The 19,440-nt window shown below is 64.8% G+C and carries 16 protein-coding genes and 1 tRNA gene; 8 read left to right on the top strand and 9 right to left on the bottom strand.

What is annotated here, in order from left to right; all coding sequences use genetic code 11:
* Positions 1–44 precede the first annotated feature (44 nt).
* From LZ519_RS10230 to LZ519_RS10210, 5 genes are read left to right on the top strand one after another with little or no spacing between them, the layout of a single operon-like run.
* Positions 45–2,105: a S9 family peptidase gene (locus LZ519_RS10230; RefSeq protein ID WP_249868568.1), complete on the top strand. Its 2,061-nt coding sequence runs from the start codon at positions 45–47 to the stop codon at positions 2,103–2,105.
* 1 nt (position 2,106) lies between these two features.
* Entirely contained in the window at positions 2,107–2,514 is a 408-nt protein-coding gene (locus tag LZ519_RS10225; RefSeq protein WP_249868567.1) for an acyl-CoA thioesterase, read from the top strand.
* Positions 2,515–2,526: 12 nt separating this feature from the next.
* Entirely contained in the window at positions 2,527–3,165 is a 639-nt protein-coding gene (gene maiA / locus LZ519_RS10220) for a maleylacetoacetate isomerase (protein ID WP_249868566.1), read from the top strand.
* Positions 3,162–3,977 carry a class II aldolase/adducin family protein gene (locus LZ519_RS10215; protein ID WP_249868565.1) on the top strand — a complete coding sequence of 272 codons (816 nt, stop codon included), beginning with the start codon at positions 3,162–3,164 and terminating at the stop codon, positions 3,975–3,977. Before maiA ends, LZ519_RS10215 begins: the two co-directional genes overlap by 4 nt.
* A gap of 1 nt (position 3,978) precedes the next feature.
* Positions 3,979–5,106 carry an L-lactate dehydrogenase gene (locus LZ519_RS10210; RefSeq protein WP_249868564.1) on the top strand — a complete coding sequence of 376 codons (1,128 nt, stop codon included), beginning with the start codon at positions 3,979–3,981 and terminating at the stop codon, positions 5,104–5,106.
* A 42-nt stretch (positions 5,107–5,148) separates the two neighbouring features.
* On the opposite strand, the gene LZ519_RS10205 is transcribed toward LZ519_RS10210, so the two are convergent.
* From LZ519_RS10205 to LZ519_RS10195, 3 genes are all read right to left on the bottom strand, one after another.
* Positions 5,149–5,225: transfer RNA gene (locus tag LZ519_RS10205), tRNA-Pro, on the bottom strand.
* 101 nt (positions 5,226–5,326) lie between these two features.
* Positions 5,327–6,637, bottom strand: a complete 1,311-nt coding sequence (locus LZ519_RS10200; protein WP_249868563.1) for an FAD-dependent oxidoreductase — start codon at positions 6,635–6,637, stop codon at positions 5,327–5,329.
* Positions 6,637–6,999: a polyhydroxyalkanoic acid system family protein gene (locus LZ519_RS10195; RefSeq protein WP_249868562.1), complete on the bottom strand. Its 363-nt coding sequence runs from the start codon at positions 6,997–6,999 to the stop codon at positions 6,637–6,639. Before LZ519_RS10195 ends, LZ519_RS10200 begins: the two co-directional genes overlap by 1 nt.
* Before the next feature lie 25 nt (positions 7,000–7,024).
* On the opposite strand from LZ519_RS10195, the gene LZ519_RS10190 reads away from it, so the two are divergent.
* From LZ519_RS10190 to LZ519_RS10180, 3 genes are all read left to right on the top strand, one after another.
* The gene (locus LZ519_RS10190) at positions 7,025–7,783 is read left to right on the top strand and encodes a D-Ala-D-Ala carboxypeptidase family metallohydrolase (protein ID WP_249868561.1); all 759 of its coding nucleotides are present in this window, start codon (positions 7,025–7,027) and stop codon (positions 7,781–7,783) included.
* Between the two features lie 66 nt (positions 7,784–7,849).
* Positions 7,850–10,453 (top strand): ATP-dependent chaperone ClpB, encoded by a 2,604-nt coding sequence (gene clpB, locus LZ519_RS10185; RefSeq protein ID WP_249868560.1) that lies wholly within the window; start codon positions 7,850–7,852, stop codon positions 10,451–10,453.
* Positions 10,454–10,492: 39 nt separating this feature from the next.
* Positions 10,493–11,944 (top strand): sulfotransferase family protein, encoded by a 1,452-nt coding sequence (locus LZ519_RS10180; RefSeq protein ID WP_249868559.1) that lies wholly within the window; start codon positions 10,493–10,495, stop codon positions 11,942–11,944.
* Here LZ519_RS10180 and LZ519_RS10175 read toward each other — a convergent pair whose 3' ends face one another.
* The 6 genes from LZ519_RS10175 to LZ519_RS10150 all read right to left on the bottom strand — a co-directional run bounded on the left by LZ519_RS10175 (position 11,945) and on the right by LZ519_RS10150 (position 19,421).
* Positions 11,945–12,217 carry a hypothetical protein gene (locus tag LZ519_RS10175; RefSeq protein ID WP_249868558.1) on the bottom strand — a complete coding sequence of 91 codons (273 nt, stop codon included), beginning with the start codon at positions 12,215–12,217 and terminating at the stop codon, positions 11,945–11,947. It lies immediately after the preceding gene.
* A 42-nt stretch (positions 12,218–12,259) separates the two neighbouring features.
* On the bottom strand, positions 12,260–12,535 hold the full coding sequence (locus LZ519_RS10170) for a hypothetical protein (RefSeq protein ID WP_249868557.1): 276 nt from the start codon (positions 12,533–12,535) through the stop codon (positions 12,260–12,262).
* A 64-nt stretch (positions 12,536–12,599) separates the two neighbouring features.
* Positions 12,600–14,087 carry a putative 2OG-Fe(II) oxygenase gene (locus LZ519_RS10165; RefSeq protein WP_249868556.1) on the bottom strand — a complete coding sequence of 496 codons (1,488 nt, stop codon included), beginning with the start codon at positions 14,085–14,087 and terminating at the stop codon, positions 12,600–12,602.
* A 60-nt stretch (positions 14,088–14,147) separates the two neighbouring features.
* Entirely contained in the window at positions 14,148–15,059 is a 912-nt protein-coding gene (locus LZ519_RS11690) for a 2OG-Fe(II) oxygenase (protein ID WP_249868555.1), read from the bottom strand.
* 13 nt (positions 15,060–15,072) lie between these two features.
* Positions 15,073–16,224: an aspartyl/asparaginyl beta-hydroxylase domain-containing protein gene (locus LZ519_RS10155; RefSeq protein WP_249868554.1), complete on the bottom strand. Its 1,152-nt coding sequence runs from the start codon at positions 16,222–16,224 to the stop codon at positions 15,073–15,075.
* Between the two features lie 104 nt (positions 16,225–16,328).
* Positions 16,329–19,421, bottom strand: a complete 3,093-nt coding sequence (locus LZ519_RS10150) for a TonB-dependent receptor domain-containing protein (protein ID WP_249868553.1) — start codon at positions 19,419–19,421, stop codon at positions 16,329–16,331.
* Positions 19,422–19,440 lie beyond the last annotated feature (19 nt).

Below are 19,440 nucleotides of genomic sequence, written 5' to 3'. Positions count from 1 at the left end.
TCACCTGCCCTTCCCGTAGGCGGCAGCGGCGTTAAGAGCGCAGCATGTACAAGACTCCAGACCTTCCGCAGCCGCCAAAGGCCGAACAGCGGCCGCACAGCTTCGAGCATCACGGCGTTCGAGTCGACGACCCCTACGCCTGGCTCCGCGACCAGGGCTATCCCAACGTCACCGACGAGAATGTGCTGTCCTACCTGAAGGCGGAGAACGCTTTTTTCGAGGCCGCGATGGAGCCGCACAAGGCGCTGGTGGACGGGCTGTTCGAGGAGATGAAGGGGCGGATCAAGGAGGATGAAAGCTCCGTCCCGATCCGCGACGGCGACTGGCTTTATTGGTGGAAGTTCACGCCGGGCGCCCAATATCGCAGCTGGTACCGGAAGCGCTTTGCGGGCGGCGAAGACGAGCTGATCTTCGACGAGCCGGCTGAGGCCGAGGGCAAGGAGTATTTCCGCCTCGGCGCGCTCGAGATCAGCCCGGACGGAAGGCTGGCCGCGACAATGATCGACGCCAGCGGGTCGGAGCGCTTCGTCCTGACGGTCCGCGACCTCGCGACGGGCAAGGATGTGGAGACGATCACCGAGGTCGGGATCGGATCGCCCGTCTGGACCAGCGACAGCACGGGCATCGTCTTCACCGAGGTGAACGACAATTGGCGAAGCTATCGCGCCCGCTACCACCGGCTCGGCACCCCGGTCAGCGAGGACAGGACGCTCTACGAGGAGACCGACGACTTGGGGTTTTCGGTCGGGATCGACGATTCGCAGGACCGGAGCCTGATTTTCATCGCCACGGGCGACAATACGACGACCGAGGTGCGCTTCGTCCCCTCTTCCGACCCGCTGGCGGAGCCGGTGTTGGTCGCACCGCGCAAGCAGGGTCTCGAATATTCGGTCGATTCCGCACACGGCAAATTGTGGATCGTCACCAACGACAATCACGTGAACTTCCGCCTCGTCGAAGCGGACCCCGCCTCACCCGGCGAGTGGAAGGAGATCATCCCAGGCTCCGACCAGGTCTATCTGATGGGGGCGGCGAGCTATCGCGACCATATCGCGATGCACCGGCGGGTGGATGGGCTCGATCAGCTGATTCTCCGCACCTACAACGGCGAGGAAACGCGCATTCCCTTCAAGGAGGCGAGCTACAGCGCAGGCTTCGCGGGCAATCCCGAGTTCGCTCCGGAAGCGTACCGCATCGGCTATTCGTCGATGGTCACGCCCGGCACGGTCTATGACTATCACCCGGAGAGCGGCGAGCTCGAGGTCCTGAAAGTCCAGGAAATTCCGTCGGGCTACGACGCGTCCAAATATGTGACCGAGCGGCTGATGGTGCCTGCGCGCGACGGCAAGCAAGTGCCGGTTTCCGTCGTCTACCCAAAGGGGTTCGAGAAGAACGGCGAGGGGAAGCTCTTCCTCTATGCCTATGGCGCTTACGGCCACGCAATCCCGCCAGGCTTTTCGAGCGCCCGGATCAGCTTGCTCGACCGTGGCTGGGCTTATGCGATCGCCCACATCCGCGGCGGCGACGACCTTGGCTACAATTGGTACCTCGAAGGCAAGCTGGACAAGCGCAACAACGCGTTCACCGACTTCGTCGACGCGGCGAAGGGGTTGATCGACGCCAGGCTCACCAAGGCAGGCCGGATCGCTATCAACGGCGGGTCCGCCGGCGGCGAGCTGATGGGCGTCGTCGCCAATACCGACCCGGAGCTATGGGGCGCCGTGGTCGCGGATGTTCCCTTCGTCGATGTGTTGAACACAATGCTCGACGACAGCTTACCGCTGACTCCGGGCGAGTGGCCCGAATGGGGCAATCCGTTGAAGGACAAGGCGGCGTTCGAGCTGATCCGAAGCTACTCGCCTTATGACAATGTAAGAGCGCAGGATTATCCGCCGATGCTGATCACCGGCGGCCTCAACGACCCGCGAGTGACCTATTGGGAACCGGCCAAGTGGGCCGCGAAGCTTCGCGCCACCAAGACGGACGACAATTTGCTGCTGCTGAAGATCAACATGGGCGCCGGGCACGGCGGCAAGTCCGGTCGCTGGGAGCATCTGCACGAGGTCGCCGAGGCCTTCGCCTTTGTGATCACCCAGGTGAAGTGAGATGAGCGAGCGGCCGGTGTTCGAAATGACGTTCACGGCCGCGCCCGAGCACATTGATGAACTCGGCCACGTCAACAATGCGGTGTGGGTCCGGTGGATCCAGGACATCGCCGTCGCACACTGGCGGTCCGTCGCCGCGCCCGAGCATGACGAAGCTTATTTCTGGGTCGTGGTCAGGCACGAGATCGATTACCTGCGCGCCGCCCGCGAGGGCGACACGGTCACAGCGCGGACCTGGGTCGGAGAGGCACCGAAGGGGGCGCGATTCGACCGCATCGTCGAGTTCACGGGGGCGGACGGAAAGCCCTGCGTGCGCGCTCGAACCTTCTGGGCGATCATCGACCGGGCGAGCGGCCGCCCGATACGCGTTCCGGCCGAGGTAGTAGCGCCGTTCGTCACGGCGGAGTAAGGAATCGCCGCGATGCGGGCGATCCTCCACGATTATTACCGGTCCTCGGCGGCATACCGCGTTCGAATCGCGCTCAACCTGAAGGGCGTCGATTACGAGCGTAGGCCGGTCAATCTGCTGGAAGGCGAGCAGAAAGGCGGACCCTATCGCGGGCTCAATCCGCAGGGCCTTGTTCCCACGCTGGAGATCGACGGCCACTACATCAGCCAGAGCCTGGCGATCTGCAACTACATCAATTCGATCGTGCCCGACCCGCCCTTCATGCCGGCGGACGCAGCCGATCGCGCGCACGTGCTCGCAATGGCGCTGACTATCGCCTGCGACATCCACCCGCTGAACAATCTTCGCGTACTGAAGTATCTGAGCGGCCCCCTCGGCCAGGAGCAGCCGGCGCGCGACGATTGGTATGCGCATTGGGTGACGGAAGGCTTTGACGCTCTTGAAACCCTTGCTGCGGAGAGGGCGGGCACGTTCCTGTTCGGCGACACGCCAACGCTGGCCGACATCTGCCTGGTGCCGCAGATGTACAACGCGCGGCGGTTCAACGTGCCGGTCGATGCCTATCCGACGCTCCTTCGCGCTGACACCAACGCGTCGGAGCTTCCGGCTTTCGCTGCGGCTCACCCTGACGCCATGGCGGAGGCAGCATGAACCGCGTCGACAGCATGAACCGCGGGATCGGCAGCGCAGCCGCCATCGAATCGGTCGAGATCCCGTCGCTCAAGGGCAAGGTCAGCGACGAGGAATGGGCGATCCGGGTGAACCTCGCCTGCGCCTATCGGATGGTGGCTTATTACGGCTGGGACGACCTGATCTTCACCCACCTCTCGGCGCGGGTCCCCGGCCCGGAGCATCATTTCCTGCTCAACCCCTATCAGCTGATGTTCGAGGAGGTCACCGCCTCGTCGCTGGTCAAGGTCGATATCCAAGGCAATCCGGTCGATCCGACTCCGTTCATCACCAACCCGGCCGGCTTCACCATCCATTCGGCGGTGCACATGGCGCGCGAGGACGCGATGGCGGTGATGCATCTTCACACGCCCGCGGGGCAGGCGGTCGCGGCACATTCGGAGGGGCTGCTGCCGCTGACCCAGACCGCGATGCTAGTTCGAGGCGACATCGCGTTCCACGATTATGAAGGCGTCGCCGTGGACCTCGACGAGCGCGAGCGGCTGGTCGCGAATCTGGGCGACAAGAGCGCGATGATCCTGCGCAACCACGGCACTCTCGCCGTCGGCAAGAGCGTCGGCGAGTGCTTCGTGAAGCTCTATTTCCTCGAGCGCGCCTGCCAGGCGCAGGTGATGGCGCTTTCCGCCGGCAAGGACGTGAACATGCCGCCGCAGGGCGCTCCCGAAGTGACGGCACAGCAGGGCGCGACGGGGCTCAACGTCGCCGCCAACCTGCTCGCCTGGCCGGCGCTCAAGCGCAAGGCGTACCGGCTCGATCCGAGCTTCGCGACCTGATTTGGCGAGGCGCGTCGCAAGCGTCAGCGACTATCGCGCGCTCGCGAAGGCGCGGCTACCCCATTTCCTGTTCGAATATCTCGACGGCGGTTCCTACGACGAGATCACGCTCCGCCGAAACGTGGAGGATCTGCAGAAAATCGCGCTCCGCCAGCGGGTGCTTCGAGACGTCTCGCGAATCGACCTGTCGACCGAGCTGTTCGGCAAGCGTTGGGCGATGCCGGTTGGCCTGGGCCCGGTCGGGCTGGCTGGGATCTACGCGCGGAGAGGCGAGGTTCAGGTCGCCAGGGTAGCCGCGGCCGCGAACGTGCCCTTCGCTCTGTCGACGGTCAGCGGCTGCTCGCTTGGCGAAGTGGCCGCAAGCGGGCACGTGCCTTGGTACCAGCTCTATTTCGTCAAGGATCGAGGCTTCGTCGCCGACCTGATCCAGCGAGCGAAGGCGGCCGGTTGCGGGGCGCTGGTATTGACGGTGGATCTCGCCGTGCCGGGCTCGCGCTATCGCGACTCCCGAGCGGCCGGCGGCGGCCCGAGGCGGATGGCGCAGCTTTTATCGAGGCCGCAGTGGCTTTGGGACGTCGCCGTCCACGGGCGGCCACTGAACCTCGGCAATCTGGAGGCAATCGTCGGCAAGGGCGCGCCGCTGAGCGATTTCCAGTCGTGGATCGCAGCCAATTTCGACCCGAGCGTCAGCTGGGCCGACGTCCAGTGGGTACGGAATCAATGGGACGGGCCACTGATCATCAAGGGCATCCTCGACGCCGAAGACGCTCTCCAGGCGACGGCAGCTCGCGCCGACGCGATCGTCGTGTCCAACCACGGCGGGCGGCAGCTGGACGGCGTGGTCTCCACCGCGAAAGCCCTTTCGAGGATCGTCGAAGCCGTCGCCGGCCAAGTGCCGGTGCTGGTCGACGGCGGAGTGCGCTCGGGCCTCGACGTGGTGCGGATGCTCGCGCTTGGCGCCGACTTCGTACTCCTCGGCCGGCCCTGGGCCTATGCGCTCGCCGGCGCCGGCGGAGCGGGCGTGGCGCACATGCTCAAGCTGATCGACGCGGAGATGCGGGTCGCCATGGCGCTAACGGGAACGACGAGAATCGCGGAGCTCAACGGGGACGTGATCGACCGTAGCTGATGGATCTTGCCAGAGTGTCCACCGGACACCCGGCAAAATCGATGGTCGGGGAGAGAGGATTCGAACCTCCGGCCCCTGCCTCCCGAAGACAGTGCTCTACCAGGCTGAGCTACTCCCCGACCGGAACCCGCATGTGCGACACGGAAGTCGCGGCGGGAGCCAAGGCCGCGGCTAGATAGATTGGGGGCGGAATAAGCGCAAGCACGTCCTGAGGAGCTGCTTAGCGCCCCGTCGCGGCGAGCCAGTCTTCGACCCGGACGAACTTTTCGCGCGGGCTTCCCAAACGGGCGTTGGCGCTTTCCGTCTGTTCGATCTTGCGCCAATCGTCATAGTCGGTCGCCATGACGTCTCGCGAGGCGAGCAGAGCTTTCAGCCCTTCCGCGCCCTTGCGGTCGCCGGCGTCTCCCGGGGGCATCGCGGCGGCGATCTGCTCGGCGACTTCATAGCCGTCGGGGCGGTTGGTCCCGATTGTGCCGCTCGGCCCTCTCCGCGCCCAGCCGACGCAATAGAGACGGTCGGCGATCTTGCCGTTCTCGTTGAGGAACTTGCCGCCGCGATCGTCATACGGAATGCCCTCGAGCGGCGGGGTCGAATAACCGATCGAGCTGATCACCAGCGACGCGGGCACCTCATAGGTTTCGCCGGTCCCCGTCGCCCTTCCCGCTTCGTCGAGCCTGGTCCGCTCGACGATCAGCCGTTCGGCCCTGCCTTTGCCTTCGATGGAAAGCGGCTTGGCAAAGAAGTCGAAGACAATCTTCGTCGGCTTCGAGCCGTCCGGTCCTGTTTCGGCAAATCCGCGAAGGAGCGAGACCGACTTGCGCTGCCCCGGATCAAGCTCCTCATCGGCTTCCACGGGCGGGAAGTCGGCCGGGTCGACGACCGGAGTTGCCGCCTCGAGATGTCCGAGCTCGCCGAGCTCCTTCGGAGTCATCGAGATCTGCAACGGCCCGCGCCGGCCGAGGATGGTGATGGTGTCGATCGGCGAGGCATGAAGCGCGTCGAGCGCGTGGTTGACGATGTCGCCGCCCTGTAGCTCCTCGCGGGTCTTGGCCAGGATCCTTGCGCAGTCGAGCGCGACATTGCCGTTGCCGATCACTGCTGCGTGAGCGCCGCCGAGCGGCGGATCGAGGTCCGCGAACTCGGGATGGCCATTGTACCAGCCGACGAAGGCAGCAGAGCCCAAGACTCCAGGCAGGTCCTCACCCGCAATTCCGAGCTTGCGATCGTTGGGTGCCCCGATAGCCAGCACCACGGCGTCATAATGGTCCAGCAGCTCCGCGACGGACACGTCGCGCCCGACGGTTACATTGCCAATGAAATCGACGCCCGACGTGTCGGCAGTCGCGTCGTAGCGCTTGGAAACGGCTTTGAGTGATTGATGGTCGGGCGCGACGCCGAAGCGGACCAGCCCATAAGGGACCGGGTAGCGATCGATGATGTCGACCCGCGCCTCATCGCCGTACGCCTTGTTGAGCGCCTCCGCGGTATAGAAGCCTCCGGGCCCCGAACCGACGACGGCGAAGTGGCGCATCAGTCCCTGTGGTCTTCCAGGAGGATGTCGCCGCCCTTGGCCCTCAACATCGCCGCGATCGGCTGGGCGAACATTCCTAGGAGCCCGGGAAGATCGAAGTGGCAGTGAACCTTGTCCTCATAGACTGTGAGCTTCGCCTCTATCGCGTCGCCCATCGCCGCCACAGACATGTTCAGGGTATCGCCCTCCCAGTGCGAGCTGACCTTGCCGCCGCCCGGGAGATGCTCGTGAAGCTTGTGGACATTGTCGCCGATGCGCCGCTTGGCGGCTTCCTTACCCAGCTTGTGCGGAAGGTCGACATCGATCGGCTGGCCCATAAATGCGGTGTTGCCCAGCGCTCGCCGCTTTTCAAGCCGCCGCACAAGACTATCATCGCCAGCGATGCGAATGCTTTTCCTCTGGTTCCTGGCCCTTGCGGCCCCCGCTGCCGCTCAAACCCTGCCTCCGGCGCTGCCTGAAGCGACCCCCGTCGCCGTCGCTGCCGACCCGGCGGCCCAATATATCACCGTCGGCCAGGACGAGCCCGGTTACCGCTCGTGGTACCTCGCGGTTCCGTGGCGGGCGACCCAGGTGAAGGCGTTCAACGCCTATCTGGAATCGGCGGGCGTCGGTGGGATCGTTCCGACCTGGCAGCTGTTCCGAACCGCCACCTCCTGGCAGGAGTGTGGAGCGCAGCCGTTTGAGGTTCCGCCGACGAGCGAGTGGCCGCACATCATCCAGACTCTTCGCTACATCCGCGACTATGTGATCCCGGCCGTCGGGCCGGTCGAGCCGGTCTCGGTCTATCGCAACCCGCAGCTCAACGAGTGCGCCGGCGGGGCCGTGGAGAGCGCGCACAAGTATGATTCCGCCATCGACATGGTGCCGCTCAGGCCAACCACCCGCGAGGCGCTGATGTCGGAATTGTGCCGGATCCATTCCAGGCACGGCGAGGCCTATGGCGCCGGCCTCGGCTTCTACGCCTTCCTTCGATTCCACGTAGACAGCACCAAGTACCGCCGGTGGAACATGGATCCAGCGGTTGCAGCCTTGTGCCCGCCGATCGTCCACCCCAGCGACGTGGCTTCGGTCGGCCAGCCTTTGCCCTCAGCCCCGCCCGCGACTCCAACGCCCGCCACGCAGCTGCCGCCGGCGCCGAAATATTAGGGCCCGCTCGCCCTTGTGTTGCTGATATGCAACAACAATATCCCTCCCGACCTAAGGGGGTTTTGAATGGACTTTGAAAAGCTGACCGACCGCGCCCGTGGCTTCCTCCAGGCCGCGCAGACGATCGCGGTCCGCGAGCATCACCAGCGGATTGCGCCGGCCCATCTCCTCAAGGCGCTGCTCGACGACGAGCAGGGCATGGCCGCCGGGTTGATCGAGGCTGCCGGCGGCGACTCGAAGACGGCCCGGCGCGAAGTCGACGCACTCGTAGCGAAAGAGCCGGCCGTGACCGGCAGCGGCGCCACCTCCGCCCCTGCGCTCGACGGCAATACCATCCGCATTCTCGACCAGGCCGAGCAGGTCGCGAAGAAGTCAGGCGACCAGTATGTGACCGTCGAGCGGATCCTGCTGGCGATGGCGCTCGCCAAGGGCACCGACGTCGGGACTGCGCTAGAGCGTGCGGGGTTGAAGCCCCAAACGCTCAATGCAGCCATCGAGAAGCTTCGCGGCGGACGGACCGCCGACACACAGAGCTCCGAAGACCGCTACGATGCGCTCAAGCGCTACACGCGCGACCTCACCGAAGCTGCCCGCCAGGGCAAGCTCGACCCGGTCATTGGCCGCGACGAGGAGATCCGGCGGACGGTGCAGGTGCTTGCCCGCCGGACCAAGAACAATCCAGTGCTCATCGGCGAGCCCGGCGTCGGCAAGACCGCGATCGCCGAAGGCCTCGCTGTGCGGATTGCGAACGGCGACGTTCCCGACGGGATCAAGGACCGGCGGCTGCTGTCGCTGGACATGGGCTCGCTGATCGCAGGCGCGAAATATCGCGGGGAGTTCGAGGAACGGCTGAAGGGCGTCATCGACGAGGTGAAGCAGTCCGAAGGCAACATCATCCTGTTCATCGACGAGATGCACACGCTGGTTGGCGCGGGGAAGAGCGAAGGCGCGATGGACGCCGGCAATTTGCTCAAGCCCGCGCTGTCGCGCGGCGAGCTCCACGTGATCGGTGCGACCACGCTCGACGAATATCGAAAGCATATCGAGAAGGACGCGGCGCTGGAGCGGCGATTCCAGCCGGTGTTCGTCGGCGAGCCGACAGTGCCCGACACCATCTCCATCCTCCGCGGCCTCAAAGAGAAGTACGAACTCCACCACGGGGTGAGGATCACGGACGCCGCTATCGTTGCGGCCGCAACCCTTTCGAATCGCTACATCTCCGACCGGTTCCTTCCCGACAAGGCGATCGATCTGATGGACGAGGCTGCGAGCCGGATACGGATGGAGGTCGAATCGAAACCCGAGGAGATCGAGAATCTCGACCGTCGGATCATTCAGCTGAAGATCGAGCGCGAAGCGCTGAAGAGGGAGCAGGACCGGGCGTCGAAGGACCGGCTCGCGAAGCTCGAGGAGGAGCTCGCCAATCTCGAGCAGCAGTCGGCCGAGCTGACCCAGCGTTGGCAGGCGGAGAAGGACAAGATCGCGGGCGAAGCGAAGGTGAAGGAGCAACTGGACCAGGCTCGTCTGGAGCTCGAGCAGGCGCAACGGAATGGCGACCTCGCGAAAGCCGGCGAGCTTCAATACGGCAGGATTCCCGAGCTCGAAAAGCAGCTGAGCGAAGCGCAGGCGGTCACCAAGGGCGCAATGCTCCGCGAGGAAGTGACAGACCAGGACATCGCCGGGGTCGTCAGCCGCTGGACCGGGATCCCCGTCGAGCGGATGATGGAAGGCGAGCGCGACAAGCTGATGCAGATGGAAGCGGCGATCGGCGCCCGGGTCATCGGCCAGGACGATGCGGTGAAAGCTGTTTCCGCCGCCGTCCGCCGCGCCCGCGCCGGACTCCAGGACCCCAACCGGCCGCTCGGCTCCTTCCTGTTCCTCGGCCCCACCGGGGTCGGCAAGACCGAGCTGACCAAGGCGCTCGCTGAGTTCTTGTTCGACGATTCGTCGGCGATGGTGCGCATCGACATGAGCGAGTTCATGGAGAAGCACGCAGTCGCGCGGCTGATCGGCGCTCCTCCCGGCTATGTCGGCTATGAGGAAGGCGGGGTTCTGACCGAGGCGGTACGCCGCCGGCCATACCAGGTCGTGCTGTTCGACGAGGTCGAGAAGGCACATGGCGACGTGTTCAACATCCTTCTGCAGGTACTGGACGATGGGCGTCTGACCGACGGCCAGGGCCGAACCGTCGACTTCACGAACACTCTGATCATCCTGACTTCGAACCTGGGGTCGCAATTCCTCGCCAACCTGGGCGAGGACGAGCCGGTCGAGAAGGTCGAGCCGCAGGTGATGGAGGTCGTTCGCGCCCACTTCCGCCCGGAATTTCTCAACCGGTTGGACGAGATCATCCTCTTCCACCGGCTCGGCGCCGCGCACATGGGCCCGATCGTCGATATCCAGGTCGGACGGCTCCAGAAGCTGCTGGATGACCGCAAGATCACGCTCGAGCTGACGCCCAAGGCGCGCGAATGGCTGGGGCGGGTCGGCTACGACCCAGTCTACGGCGCGAGGCCGCTCAAGCGCGCGGTCCAGAAATACCTCCAGGACCCGCTCGCCGACGCCATCCTCTCCGGAAAGATCAAGGACGGCGACACGGTCCGCGCTGACGAGGGCGACGGGCAGCTGGTGCTCGAGCCGGTGGGCGAGGTTCGCCAGGCCGCCGAGTAATGCTCGACAGCCGTTCCCGGCCACAGCTACGCAGCGCGGATGGACGCTGAAAGCGCGGCACTTCTGGAACAAGCGGCCGAGCTTCGGCGAGCCGGCCGGGTCGAAGAGGCGATCGCCGCTTATTCCGACCTTCTGAAGCGCGAGCCAGACCTTGCGGATAGCTGGTACAACCTGGGTTGGCTGCAGCGGCAGGCGCGGCAGTACGAGCTTGCGCTTCATTCCTATGCTGAAGCCCTGAAGCGGGGCGTTCGCGGGCCCGAAGAGGTGCACCTCAATCGTGCGGTGATCCTGTCGGACCATCTGGCTCGCCCGGCGGAAGCGGAGGCCGAGCTGAAGGCGGCGCTTGCGATTAACGAGGTCTATGTCCCCGCGCTGCTCAACCTTGGCAACTTGCACGAGGACCGAGGCGACAGGGCCGCCGCGCGGGCGACATATGAGCGCGCGCTTGCGGTTGCGCCGAACCATCCGCTCGCGCTCGCGCGGCTGGCCGGAATCGTCGAGCCGAAGGGCGATTCGGCGGACCGGCTGATCGGGCGGCTGGAGGGCGAGATTGCCGCGACTCGCGAGCCCGCCGCACGCGCCGACCTTGGCTTTGCGCTTGCCCGGCTGCTCGACGCACAGGGCGAATATGACAAAGCGTTTGCAGCAGCAGAGGCGGCGAACCTTGCCAGCCGAGAAGCATTTGGACGGGGTTTCAGGCCCTATGATCGCGCAGCACAGAAAGCGTTGGTCGACCGCCTGATCAGCGCCTTTTCGAAACCGGTTGCCCGCGATGGTGAGCCCGCTCCGGCGGTGTTCATCTGCGGGATGTTCAGGTCGGGCTCGACGCTGGTCGAGCAGATCCTCGGCGGCCACAGCGCGATCGTTAGCGGAGGGGAGCTCGACCTGATTCCTGCACTTCCCGGCAGGATTGCGGGCTATCCCGAAGCGGCCTCGAATCCGGATGGGGCCGAGCTTGAATCGTGGCGCCGTTTCTATCTCGACGGGCTGGCACCTTACCGACGGGGGCAGGCGCTGGTGACCGACAAGCGGCCCGACAATTTCCTTCACATCGGGCTGATCAAGACGCTGTTTCCTGACGCCAAAATCGTCCACACGCGCCGCCACCAGCTGGACAACCTTATCTCGCTTCACTTCCTGCACCTTGGCCCGGCGATGCCATACGGACTGGATCTCGACGACTCAGCCCATTGGTACGACCAGCACGAGCGGCTGATGGCGCATTGGAAGACCCTCTATCCGGACGACATTTTCGACGTCGATTACGATTTGCTGGTGCGCGAGCCCGAGCCGGTTCTGAAGGGGCTGCTCAGCTTCCTGGGCCTGGATTGGGAGGACGATTTGCTCCACTTCCACCGGCGGGCCGGCACCGTGAAGACGGCGAGTGTCTGGCAGGTGCGCGAGCCGCTTCACGCACGCTCAAGCGGCCGCTGGAAACATTATCGCGATCAGCTTGAGCGAGCGCTCGGGGAACTCACCGGGCGGGAATGATCAGTTGCTTCGCGCCGTGTTCGCGTGGCGCTGCATCTCTTCGACGTCGTCGCGGCTCTGGTTCTTGAACACCTTCCATTCCTCGACGGTCAGGCAGACTTTCTTGCCCTTGAGGCGCGACCCGATCTCTTCCTGCCGCTCGCAGACGATCTTGTTCACGTCGGTCTGATTGGGCGGGATCGTCACGGCGGCCGAATGCGGCGTCGCCTGCGAGAAGGCCGGCGAGCCCACCAGAGCGGTCATTGCCAGACCGAGAATCGAAACTTTGAGCATGATTTTTGGCCTCCCGCTCTCAAAGGACCCGCGCGCCGGCACTTAGCCCGACGGGCGGGTTCCGGCGCTTCCCTGCAGCCGCTCCGTCTTTTCGCGGTTCTCCGCGCGATACTGCTGCCATTGCTCAAGGGTCATGCAGACCTTCTTGCCCTTGAGCCTCGAACCCATCTCTTCCTGCCGCTCGCAGATGATCTTGTTCACGTCCGACTTGGCCGGCGGAAGCATTACGGGAACTGCCTGCGGCTCGGCCGCGGTCTGCGCAAAAGCTGGAGCTGACAGGACCAGGCTGGCTCCAACTACATACAAAAGCTTCGACATTTTCACCCTCACCTTCGCGCCCATCGTACGTCAAATCCGCGATGCGGGCAACTTTCCCCCGCAACTAGTTTCCGCTCGGTACGGCGACGTCAAACGCAACCGTGATCCGCTCTCCTTTACCGAAAGGACGAGTCCCGTGCCACATGTAGGACGGGAAGAGGGCCAGCCGGCCGGGCTTTGGCTCCACGGTGCGAAACGGCGGAAGCCCGACATCGAGCGTCGACGACGTAGAGTCGCCGAGGGTGAGATAGCCCGCCCCTTCCTCACCCAGGTCCGGCGGAAGCACGATGTACAACGCCGAACTGATCCAGCCTGCCGGATGGACATGGTTGGCATGGAAACCGCGCTCGCGAAGCCAGACGGACCAGGCCCCGGAAAAGCGGATCTGCTCTCGCGGCGGCCCGAGGAGCGGGTGCGATTCGTCACGTGCCGGGAGCTTGGCAACGTGCTCGGCGACGGTGGCCCTGATCGCCTCCCGAAGCTGGATCAGCACCGGGTCGATGTGAAGGAAGATGTCGCCGTCTGTCTGTGTCCCGCCGCGAAGCGATTGTTCTAGCGGCTGCCCGCTCAAAGTGTGCAGCTTGCGCATCGTCTCCGCCAGCTGGTCGAGTGGCGGCAGGCGATCGGCGATGTCGTAGACTCCGACGAAGCGCGCGTCGCCCTCGAGCCAGTCCCACCGAGGGTCGCCGAGCATCCGCCACGCAATCGAAGCGTAGGGCCAGAACATGAAGGCGTCGGGTTTGCGCGTCCACTCGCTGATGATCCGGTCGGCCTCCTCGGGCCGGCCGGAGCGCAGGTAGTGGCGGACCCGCCTGACCTGGACCGTTCCGTCTTGCAGATCGGCGAAAGGAGCGAAGTGCGCCTCCGCCTTCTCCGTCTCGCCCCGCTCGGCATAAACGATGGCTTCGCTTATGCTGAACACGCCCTGCTCGCCGAGCGCAGCGCGGCCGTTTCCGATCACCTCGAGCACCTGCTCCCAACGCTCCGCGTGAGTCAGTGCGATGATCCACTGGTGCCAAAGGTCGAGATTCTGCGGTGTTTGCCGGATGGCGTCGGCGAAGCTCCGTGTGAAGTCATCGCGGTCACCCTGCGCCCAACGCAGCTTCGACAGGAGAATGTGCCCAACAACCCAATGTGGGGAGCGCGACACGATACGTTCGAGGCCCGAGATCGCCGTCTGCGGTTCTCCGTCGGCGACAAAGGCGGAGGTGAGGCCTGCGACGATTTCGGTGTCGCCGGGAGCGAGCCTCAGCGCCTGGCCGTAAGCGTCGATCGATGGCAGCCCAGCCTCGTAGAGCGTCCGGGCGAGCGAGTGGGCGATCTTGGCCGATGTCGGCGCCATCTGCGCCGCCTTCCGAAGCGAGGGAAGCGCATCCTCTCTTCGTTCGAGATCGCGAAGCACAAGCCCATGAAGGTGCCACAATCTGGGGTCCGGGCTTCCAGCGGAAACGGCTGCCCCTAGCGGCGCAAGAAGCTGCTCGCGCTGCCCCGACTCAAAAGCGGCGATCGCGTCCTCGAACGCGACGGTGTTCAGGGGCGCCGGGCTTGCCATGGCGGGGTCATAGACAAGTCGTCGGCTGAGCGCAGCAACTTCGCGGGCGGCAGGCGGCGGCTATTGAGCCGGCAGCCGGTCACGGATCCACTGCGAGAAGACCCACTTTTCGCCGGACGTCGGAGGAGATCCGGCATGCATCGTCAACGGGTCTCCGCGGCCGGAGCGGTCGACATTAGTGAAGAACAGCGCATCGCCCGCGGCCGCGCGATGGTTGATGCCAAGCTTCGGAAACACCGTCTCGCCGCCCTCGTAACCGTCGTTCAGGTAGATGAGGACGGTAGCGATGCGCTGCCCGAACTTCTTCAGGTGCTCCGCAAAGCCGGGAATCTCCGGATCGAGGAAGTCGTGGTGCGGCCGGAATTGCTCGCCAACCGAATAGTGCAGGATCTGCGTCGGCTCGAAAATCGCTACCGGCAACCTGGTGGCGGCGGAGATTCGGGCGCGCAGCACCTCCACCACCAAGTCCATGTCGGGGAGCTGGAATTCGATGGCCTTGTTGTCGCGCGCGGGATTGTGAGTCTGGTCGCCTGTAGACGTGGCGAAGACCTTCGCCGGCTTCAGACGGTCGCGCGCGCGACCGATGATCCATGCGCATTCGGCTTCGGCCGCAAAGCCGGGATAGGCGACTATGCGTGGGCTGTCGTGAAGCTGCTTCTTGGGCGGCGGAGCGAGCAGCCGGTCGATCGAGAGATCGACGGAACCGCGCTCCTCGAGCACTTGCACTTGCCCGCGCGCGCTTTCCGACCCCAGCTCAGCCGCCCGCCGGAGTTTTCGCATGGCAGCAGGCCAGTTCTGAGGCCTAAGCGCGCCCATGGCCTCGAAGAGGGCCGACATCACCAGCGCATCGGGATGGCCATTTGCCGCGGCCGTATCGATAAGTGCAATTGCTTTCGGGCCGTCGGCCGACGCCGTCTCACCGCCCAGCAAGGCCAGACCCTGCTCGAGCTGCACCGACGGGTCGTTTTGCACGGGTGCCGGCACCTCAGGCACCCGTGAAGCTGACGCCCGTCGCGGCGATCATCCTTGCGACGGCTTCGCGTTCGACGGCGTCGAGTGCGGGCGGCCACAGGTCGACGATCAGGACGACCCGAAGCTCGCCGCTGTCGTTCCACGCCTCATGCTCGATGGTGTCGTCGAACACGAAGGTTTCGCCGACCACCCACTGCCGGGTGGTTGCTCCGCAACGAAAGCCGCAATCGGGCGGAACGATCAGCGGCAGGTGACAGACGAGCCGGGTGTTCGCGACCCCCGTGTGCGGAGGAATGCGCGTGCGCGGAGCAAGTAGCGAGAACATCGCATTGGGCGAGGCACCCGGTACGTGCGGCTGCGGCAGCTTCGCGACCGCGGCCATCGTCTGCGGGCAATGCCTGGCGTTGCCCTCCACGGCGCTGCCGTTTCGAAGCAGGTGGATCGCCGTCCAGTCGCGGTTGTTGTTGAGCTCCTTCCACTGCCGCAGCGGCACGCGTTCGGGATAGTGGATGTAGGGTACCATCTCCGCCGCTTCGGCGGCGATCAGGGCTTCGAATTCGGAGCGAATCGCGTCCGTGGCGGCTTCAAGCGCGGCGAGCTCGGGAAAGTGAGCGGGATCGTGGAACTCGATCTCGGGGAGGCCGGGATAATGGAAATCCGAAGGCTCCTGGTGATGGTGGCGGGTTCGGCGCGATACATTGGAAGCAAAGCGGGACAGGCGTTGCTCATGGGACCGGTCGAGCCCCGACGGGATGGCTCTTACGAGCCGCTCTTCGATTCCGGCTCTGTGCTGATCCGCGCGCATTCTTGCGTGGGCGACGGCCGCAGCCATCGCTTCGGGGATATTCTCCTCGGCCGGAAGCCGGGCGATGGCGTTGGAGAAAGCTTCGCCGGCGCCAGGATCCTTGAGCCTGTCGAGAAGCATCGCTCGAGCAAGGAGCGCAGAGAAATCGAGCGGCGCGAGGGCCAGGGCCTTCTCGATCGCGTGAAGCGCGCCTTTGATGTCGCCCGTCGCGCGCCTCATCGCGCCAAGCTTGGTCCACAGAGCGAGGCTCGGCTCCGCGGTCGAGCTTAGCCGGTCCAGCAAGCTAATTGCCCGGGCGAGGTCGCCGGAAGCTGCCGCCCGGTCGGCCTCAGCCTCGATGTCGGAGGGTGTTTCGCTCACCAGCGCAAGTCAGCGCAGTGGGGAGCGAAAAGCAACGGTAGGGACAAAAGAAAGCGGCGGACCTCTTTCGAGGCCCGCCGCAATCTTTTCATACTTTCCGCGACTTAGAAGTCGACGGTGAAGCCGGCGAAAATGTACCGTCCCAAGGCATCATAGACCTGCGGGAAGGTATTGCCGTTGCCGAAGCCGGCCGGGATGTTGCCACCACCAAGCGGCGGATCGGTATCGAAGATGTTGTTCGCACCAACGCGGAGGTTGAGCCTCTGCGCCAGGCGAGCAGTGAGCGTCAGGTCGAAGTAATCCCTGGAGCTCAGCCGCTCTTCAGCCGGGCCGGCAGCCGCGACCGCATCGACGCCGGAGAAGTGCCTCCAGCGAGTCGACACGCCCAGGCCGCTCGGCATGGTCAGGCCGACGCGCAGCACGTGACGCCATTTCGGGGTCGGCGTGCCGCAGGCACCCGCGAACTTGCCGACGCAGTTGATGCCGACATGCGGGTTCTCGAGCTGGTTGAGCAGCGTGCCAACGAAGGCGATGTTGGCCGTTCCCCAGCCGCCGAGACGGCGCGAGTAGGTGCCGTTGAAGTCCCAGCCGTCCGTCTTCAGGCCGACGCCACTCTGGTTGACGTTCGTCAGGATGACATACGAGTTCGTTCCGAGCCACAGAGACCCGTTGTTCGGGTTGCGATGGACGAACGCGCACAGCGTGGGATCCTGCGGAATGCCGCCGGTGCCCATGCAGCCGTTCAGCACCTGGTCGAAGCCGAGCGTGCCGATGATGTCCTTCACCTTGATGTTGAAGTAGTCAGCGGTCAGCGCGAGGCCCGGAATGAACCGCGGCTGGACTACCGCGCCCAAAGTCCAGGTATCGGCAGTTTCCGGCGCGAGGTCCGGGTTACCGCCGAACAGGCCCTGGTACTGGTTAGCCGGGTTCGGCGTGATGTTACCGTACTGAGCCGGGGTCACGCCTGAGAGCTGGCACTGAGCAAGCGTTGCGCTCGGGGCGCCACCACCAACAGCGTTTGCGCACGGATCGAGCTCGCCCGACAGACCAAGCGCCTGCGGGAAGAACAGCTCGACGATGTTCGGTGCGCGAACAGCGCGGTTGTAGCTGCCGCGGAACCGGACGTCGCGGATCGGGGCGAGATCGGCCTCGATCTTGTACGTGTCGGTGTTGAAGCTGTTTCCGCCGACGTGATAGTTCGAGTAGCGATAGCCGGCCCCGATCTTGAACTCTTCGATGAAGTTATGCTCGATGATCGGGATCTGGATTTCGGCGAACAGGTCGCGAACGTCGAACTCTCCTTTGACCGGTGGGGTCGGGCCGCCCTGGCCGGCGAGGTCGCCGGTCCGGAACTCTTCGTCCACCTTAAAGTCCAGGCTTTCCTTGCGGTACTCGGCGCCGATGTTGAGGCCGATCCCGGTTTCCGCCCAAGGCAGACGCATCCCATATTCGTCACCGGCGACCGTGACGTCGACGTGAGCGATATTCTCCACGATGTTGCCGCGCTGGAAGCCCGGGGTCTGGAGGTAGCTCAGAGCATCCGGAGTAACGCCGCCCGTCGCGAAGATGTTGTAAGGTACGCAGTTCGGGTCGATGCCGGTGAAGGCAGCGCGGCACATGATCGTTGCGCCCGGGGTACCCGGAGCAACGATGGCGCCGCCGAGGACCGCAACGGCGTCGATCGCTCGTCCAAGACGAGTGACCGAGAAGTCGTTGAGGTAGGTTTCCTGGCGAAGCGTGTGACCCGTCTGATAGTAAGCATCGTAGGAGATGCCACGGGCCGCGTCGCCGCGCATGCCGGCGACGATGCGGTAGTCGGTATGACGAATATCGTCATCACGGCCGCCGCCTTCGACGTTACGGCGAAGGATGTAGGTGTAGGTCTGCTCGACGCCGGCCTGGCCGTTGAGCGAGTCGACGAACGTACGACCCTCAGCGCAGAGGCGATTGATCTGCTGCGCAGACAGAAGCGCGTTGTCGCAGGCGAGCCGGTTGGTGTTGCCGAAGTCACCCGACGGCGCGATCTGCGCATCCGAGTGATCGTCCATGAACATCAGCTCGACATAAGGCTTGAAGGCCGGGCTGATCTCGTAGTCGCCGAACGCACCGAAGTTGTAGCGCTCGTCAGGGCGCTGGAAGTAGTTGTACGGCGCGAAGTTGAACGGTGTCGTGCCGGGAACAAACTGGTTTCCGTTGACCTGGAACACGTCGATGTTCGCGAACGTGTTCGGATCATACTGCAGGAACGTGCCGGTCGACGACGTCGCCGAACCGCCGCAATTCCAGTCGCGGGCCGGCGAGCCGCTCTGGCGGGTCGCTCGGGCTGCGAGGGTGCAGAAGGAATAGTCGCGGGTGGATTCGAGAACCGGATCCTGGGCGCGATAGGTTGCATAGGCCATGACGTGGCCGCGGCCGTCGTCGAACGCTGCGCCGAACATTCCGGCGATGTCCTGGGCGCCGCCGTTGGTGCTCCAGCCGCGCGGCGGAAGGAAGCCACGGACCTCGTTCGGGACCAGAAGAGTGTCGTCCATGTGATTGTGGTGGTTGAACGCGCTCGCCTGGCCGTCGATGCGAAGGCCGGTGAAGGTCGTGTCCATGATGAAGTTGACGACACCCGCGACGGCGTCGGCACCGTAAACCGACGATGCACCGCCGGTCAGCACGTCGACGCGCTTGACCAGCTGCGAGGGGACGAAGTTGATGTCCGCGACCGGGTTGCCGGTGTCACCCGCCTGCAGGCGCTTGCCGTTGACGAGGACGAGGTTGCGCTTCGAGCCGAGGCCGCGAAGATCGATCGTCGCCGTTCCGCTCGATCCGTTCGAGATGTTCGAGCCCTGGCTCGCGAACACCTGCGGGAGCGAGTTGACGAGATCCTCAGTACGGCTGGTACCGGAAAGCTTGACGTCCTGGCTCGTGACGACCGTCACCGGGCTGGTGGACTCAAGGTTCGGCTGCGGAATGCGCGAACCGGTAACGATGATGTCCTGGCTCGACTTGACCGTCTCACCCGTTGCCGAAGTGCTCGGAACCGGCGCACCCTCGACCGGAGCCGTGGTTTGCGGAGCCGTCGGAACCGCGCTCGTGTCCGGCGGGTTCGTGTTCGGATTGGTGTCCTGGGCAAAAGCCGGAGCGGCGACCGTGCTGGCGCCGACGAGAAGCGTCGTTGCAAGAAGACGCTGACGGAATTCGAGCTTCATAAAATCCATCCCCTTAAAG

This window comes from Sphingomonas anseongensis, from assembly GCF_023516495.1.
GTDB classification, from domain to species: domain Bacteria; phylum Pseudomonadota; class Alphaproteobacteria; order Sphingomonadales; family Sphingomonadaceae; genus Sphingomicrobium; species Sphingomicrobium anseongensis.
This window is presented reverse-complemented; position numbering and strand designations above follow the sequence as displayed.

What these genes read in the sequence shown, in the direction of transcription:
- LZ519_RS10175 (WP_249868558.1), bottom strand. Translation starts at nt 12,217, where the DNA reads ATGCTCAAAGTTTCGATTCTCGGTCTGGCAATGACCGCTCTGGTGGGC.
- LZ519_RS10225 (WP_249868567.1), top strand. Translation starts at nt 2,107, where the DNA reads ATGAGCGAGCGGCCGGTGTTCGAAATGACGTTCACGGCCGCGCCCGAG.
- LZ519_RS10180 (WP_249868559.1), top strand. Translation starts at nt 10,493, where the DNA reads ATGGACGCTGAAAGCGCGGCACTTCTGGAACAAGCGGCCGAGCTTCGG.
- LZ519_RS10165 (WP_249868556.1), bottom strand. Translation starts at nt 14,087, where the DNA reads ATGGCAAGCCCGGCGCCCCTGAACACCGTCGCGTTCGAGGACGCGATC.
- LZ519_RS10190 (WP_249868561.1), top strand. Translation starts at nt 7,025, where the DNA reads ATGCTTTTCCTCTGGTTCCTGGCCCTTGCGGCCCCCGCTGCCGCTCAA.
- clpB (WP_249868560.1), top strand. Translation starts at nt 7,850, where the DNA reads ATGGACTTTGAAAAGCTGACCGACCGCGCCCGTGGCTTCCTCCAGGCC.
- LZ519_RS10230 (WP_249868568.1), top strand. Translation starts at nt 45, where the DNA reads ATGTACAAGACTCCAGACCTTCCGCAGCCGCCAAAGGCCGAACAGCGG.
- LZ519_RS10170 (WP_249868557.1), bottom strand. Translation starts at nt 12,535, where the DNA reads ATGTCGAAGCTTTTGTATGTAGTTGGAGCCAGCCTGGTCCTGTCAGCT.
- LZ519_RS10215 (WP_249868565.1), top strand. Translation starts at nt 3,162, where the DNA reads ATGAACCGCGTCGACAGCATGAACCGCGGGATCGGCAGCGCAGCCGCC.
- LZ519_RS10150 (WP_249868553.1), bottom strand. Translation starts at nt 19,421, where the DNA reads ATGAAGCTCGAATTCCGTCAGCGTCTTCTTGCAACGACGCTTCTCGTC.
- maiA (WP_249868566.1), top strand. Translation starts at nt 2,527, where the DNA reads ATGCGGGCGATCCTCCACGATTATTACCGGTCCTCGGCGGCATACCGC.
- LZ519_RS10200 (WP_249868563.1), bottom strand. Translation starts at nt 6,637, where the DNA reads ATGCGCCACTTCGCCGTCGTCGGTTCGGGGCCCGGAGGCTTCTATACC.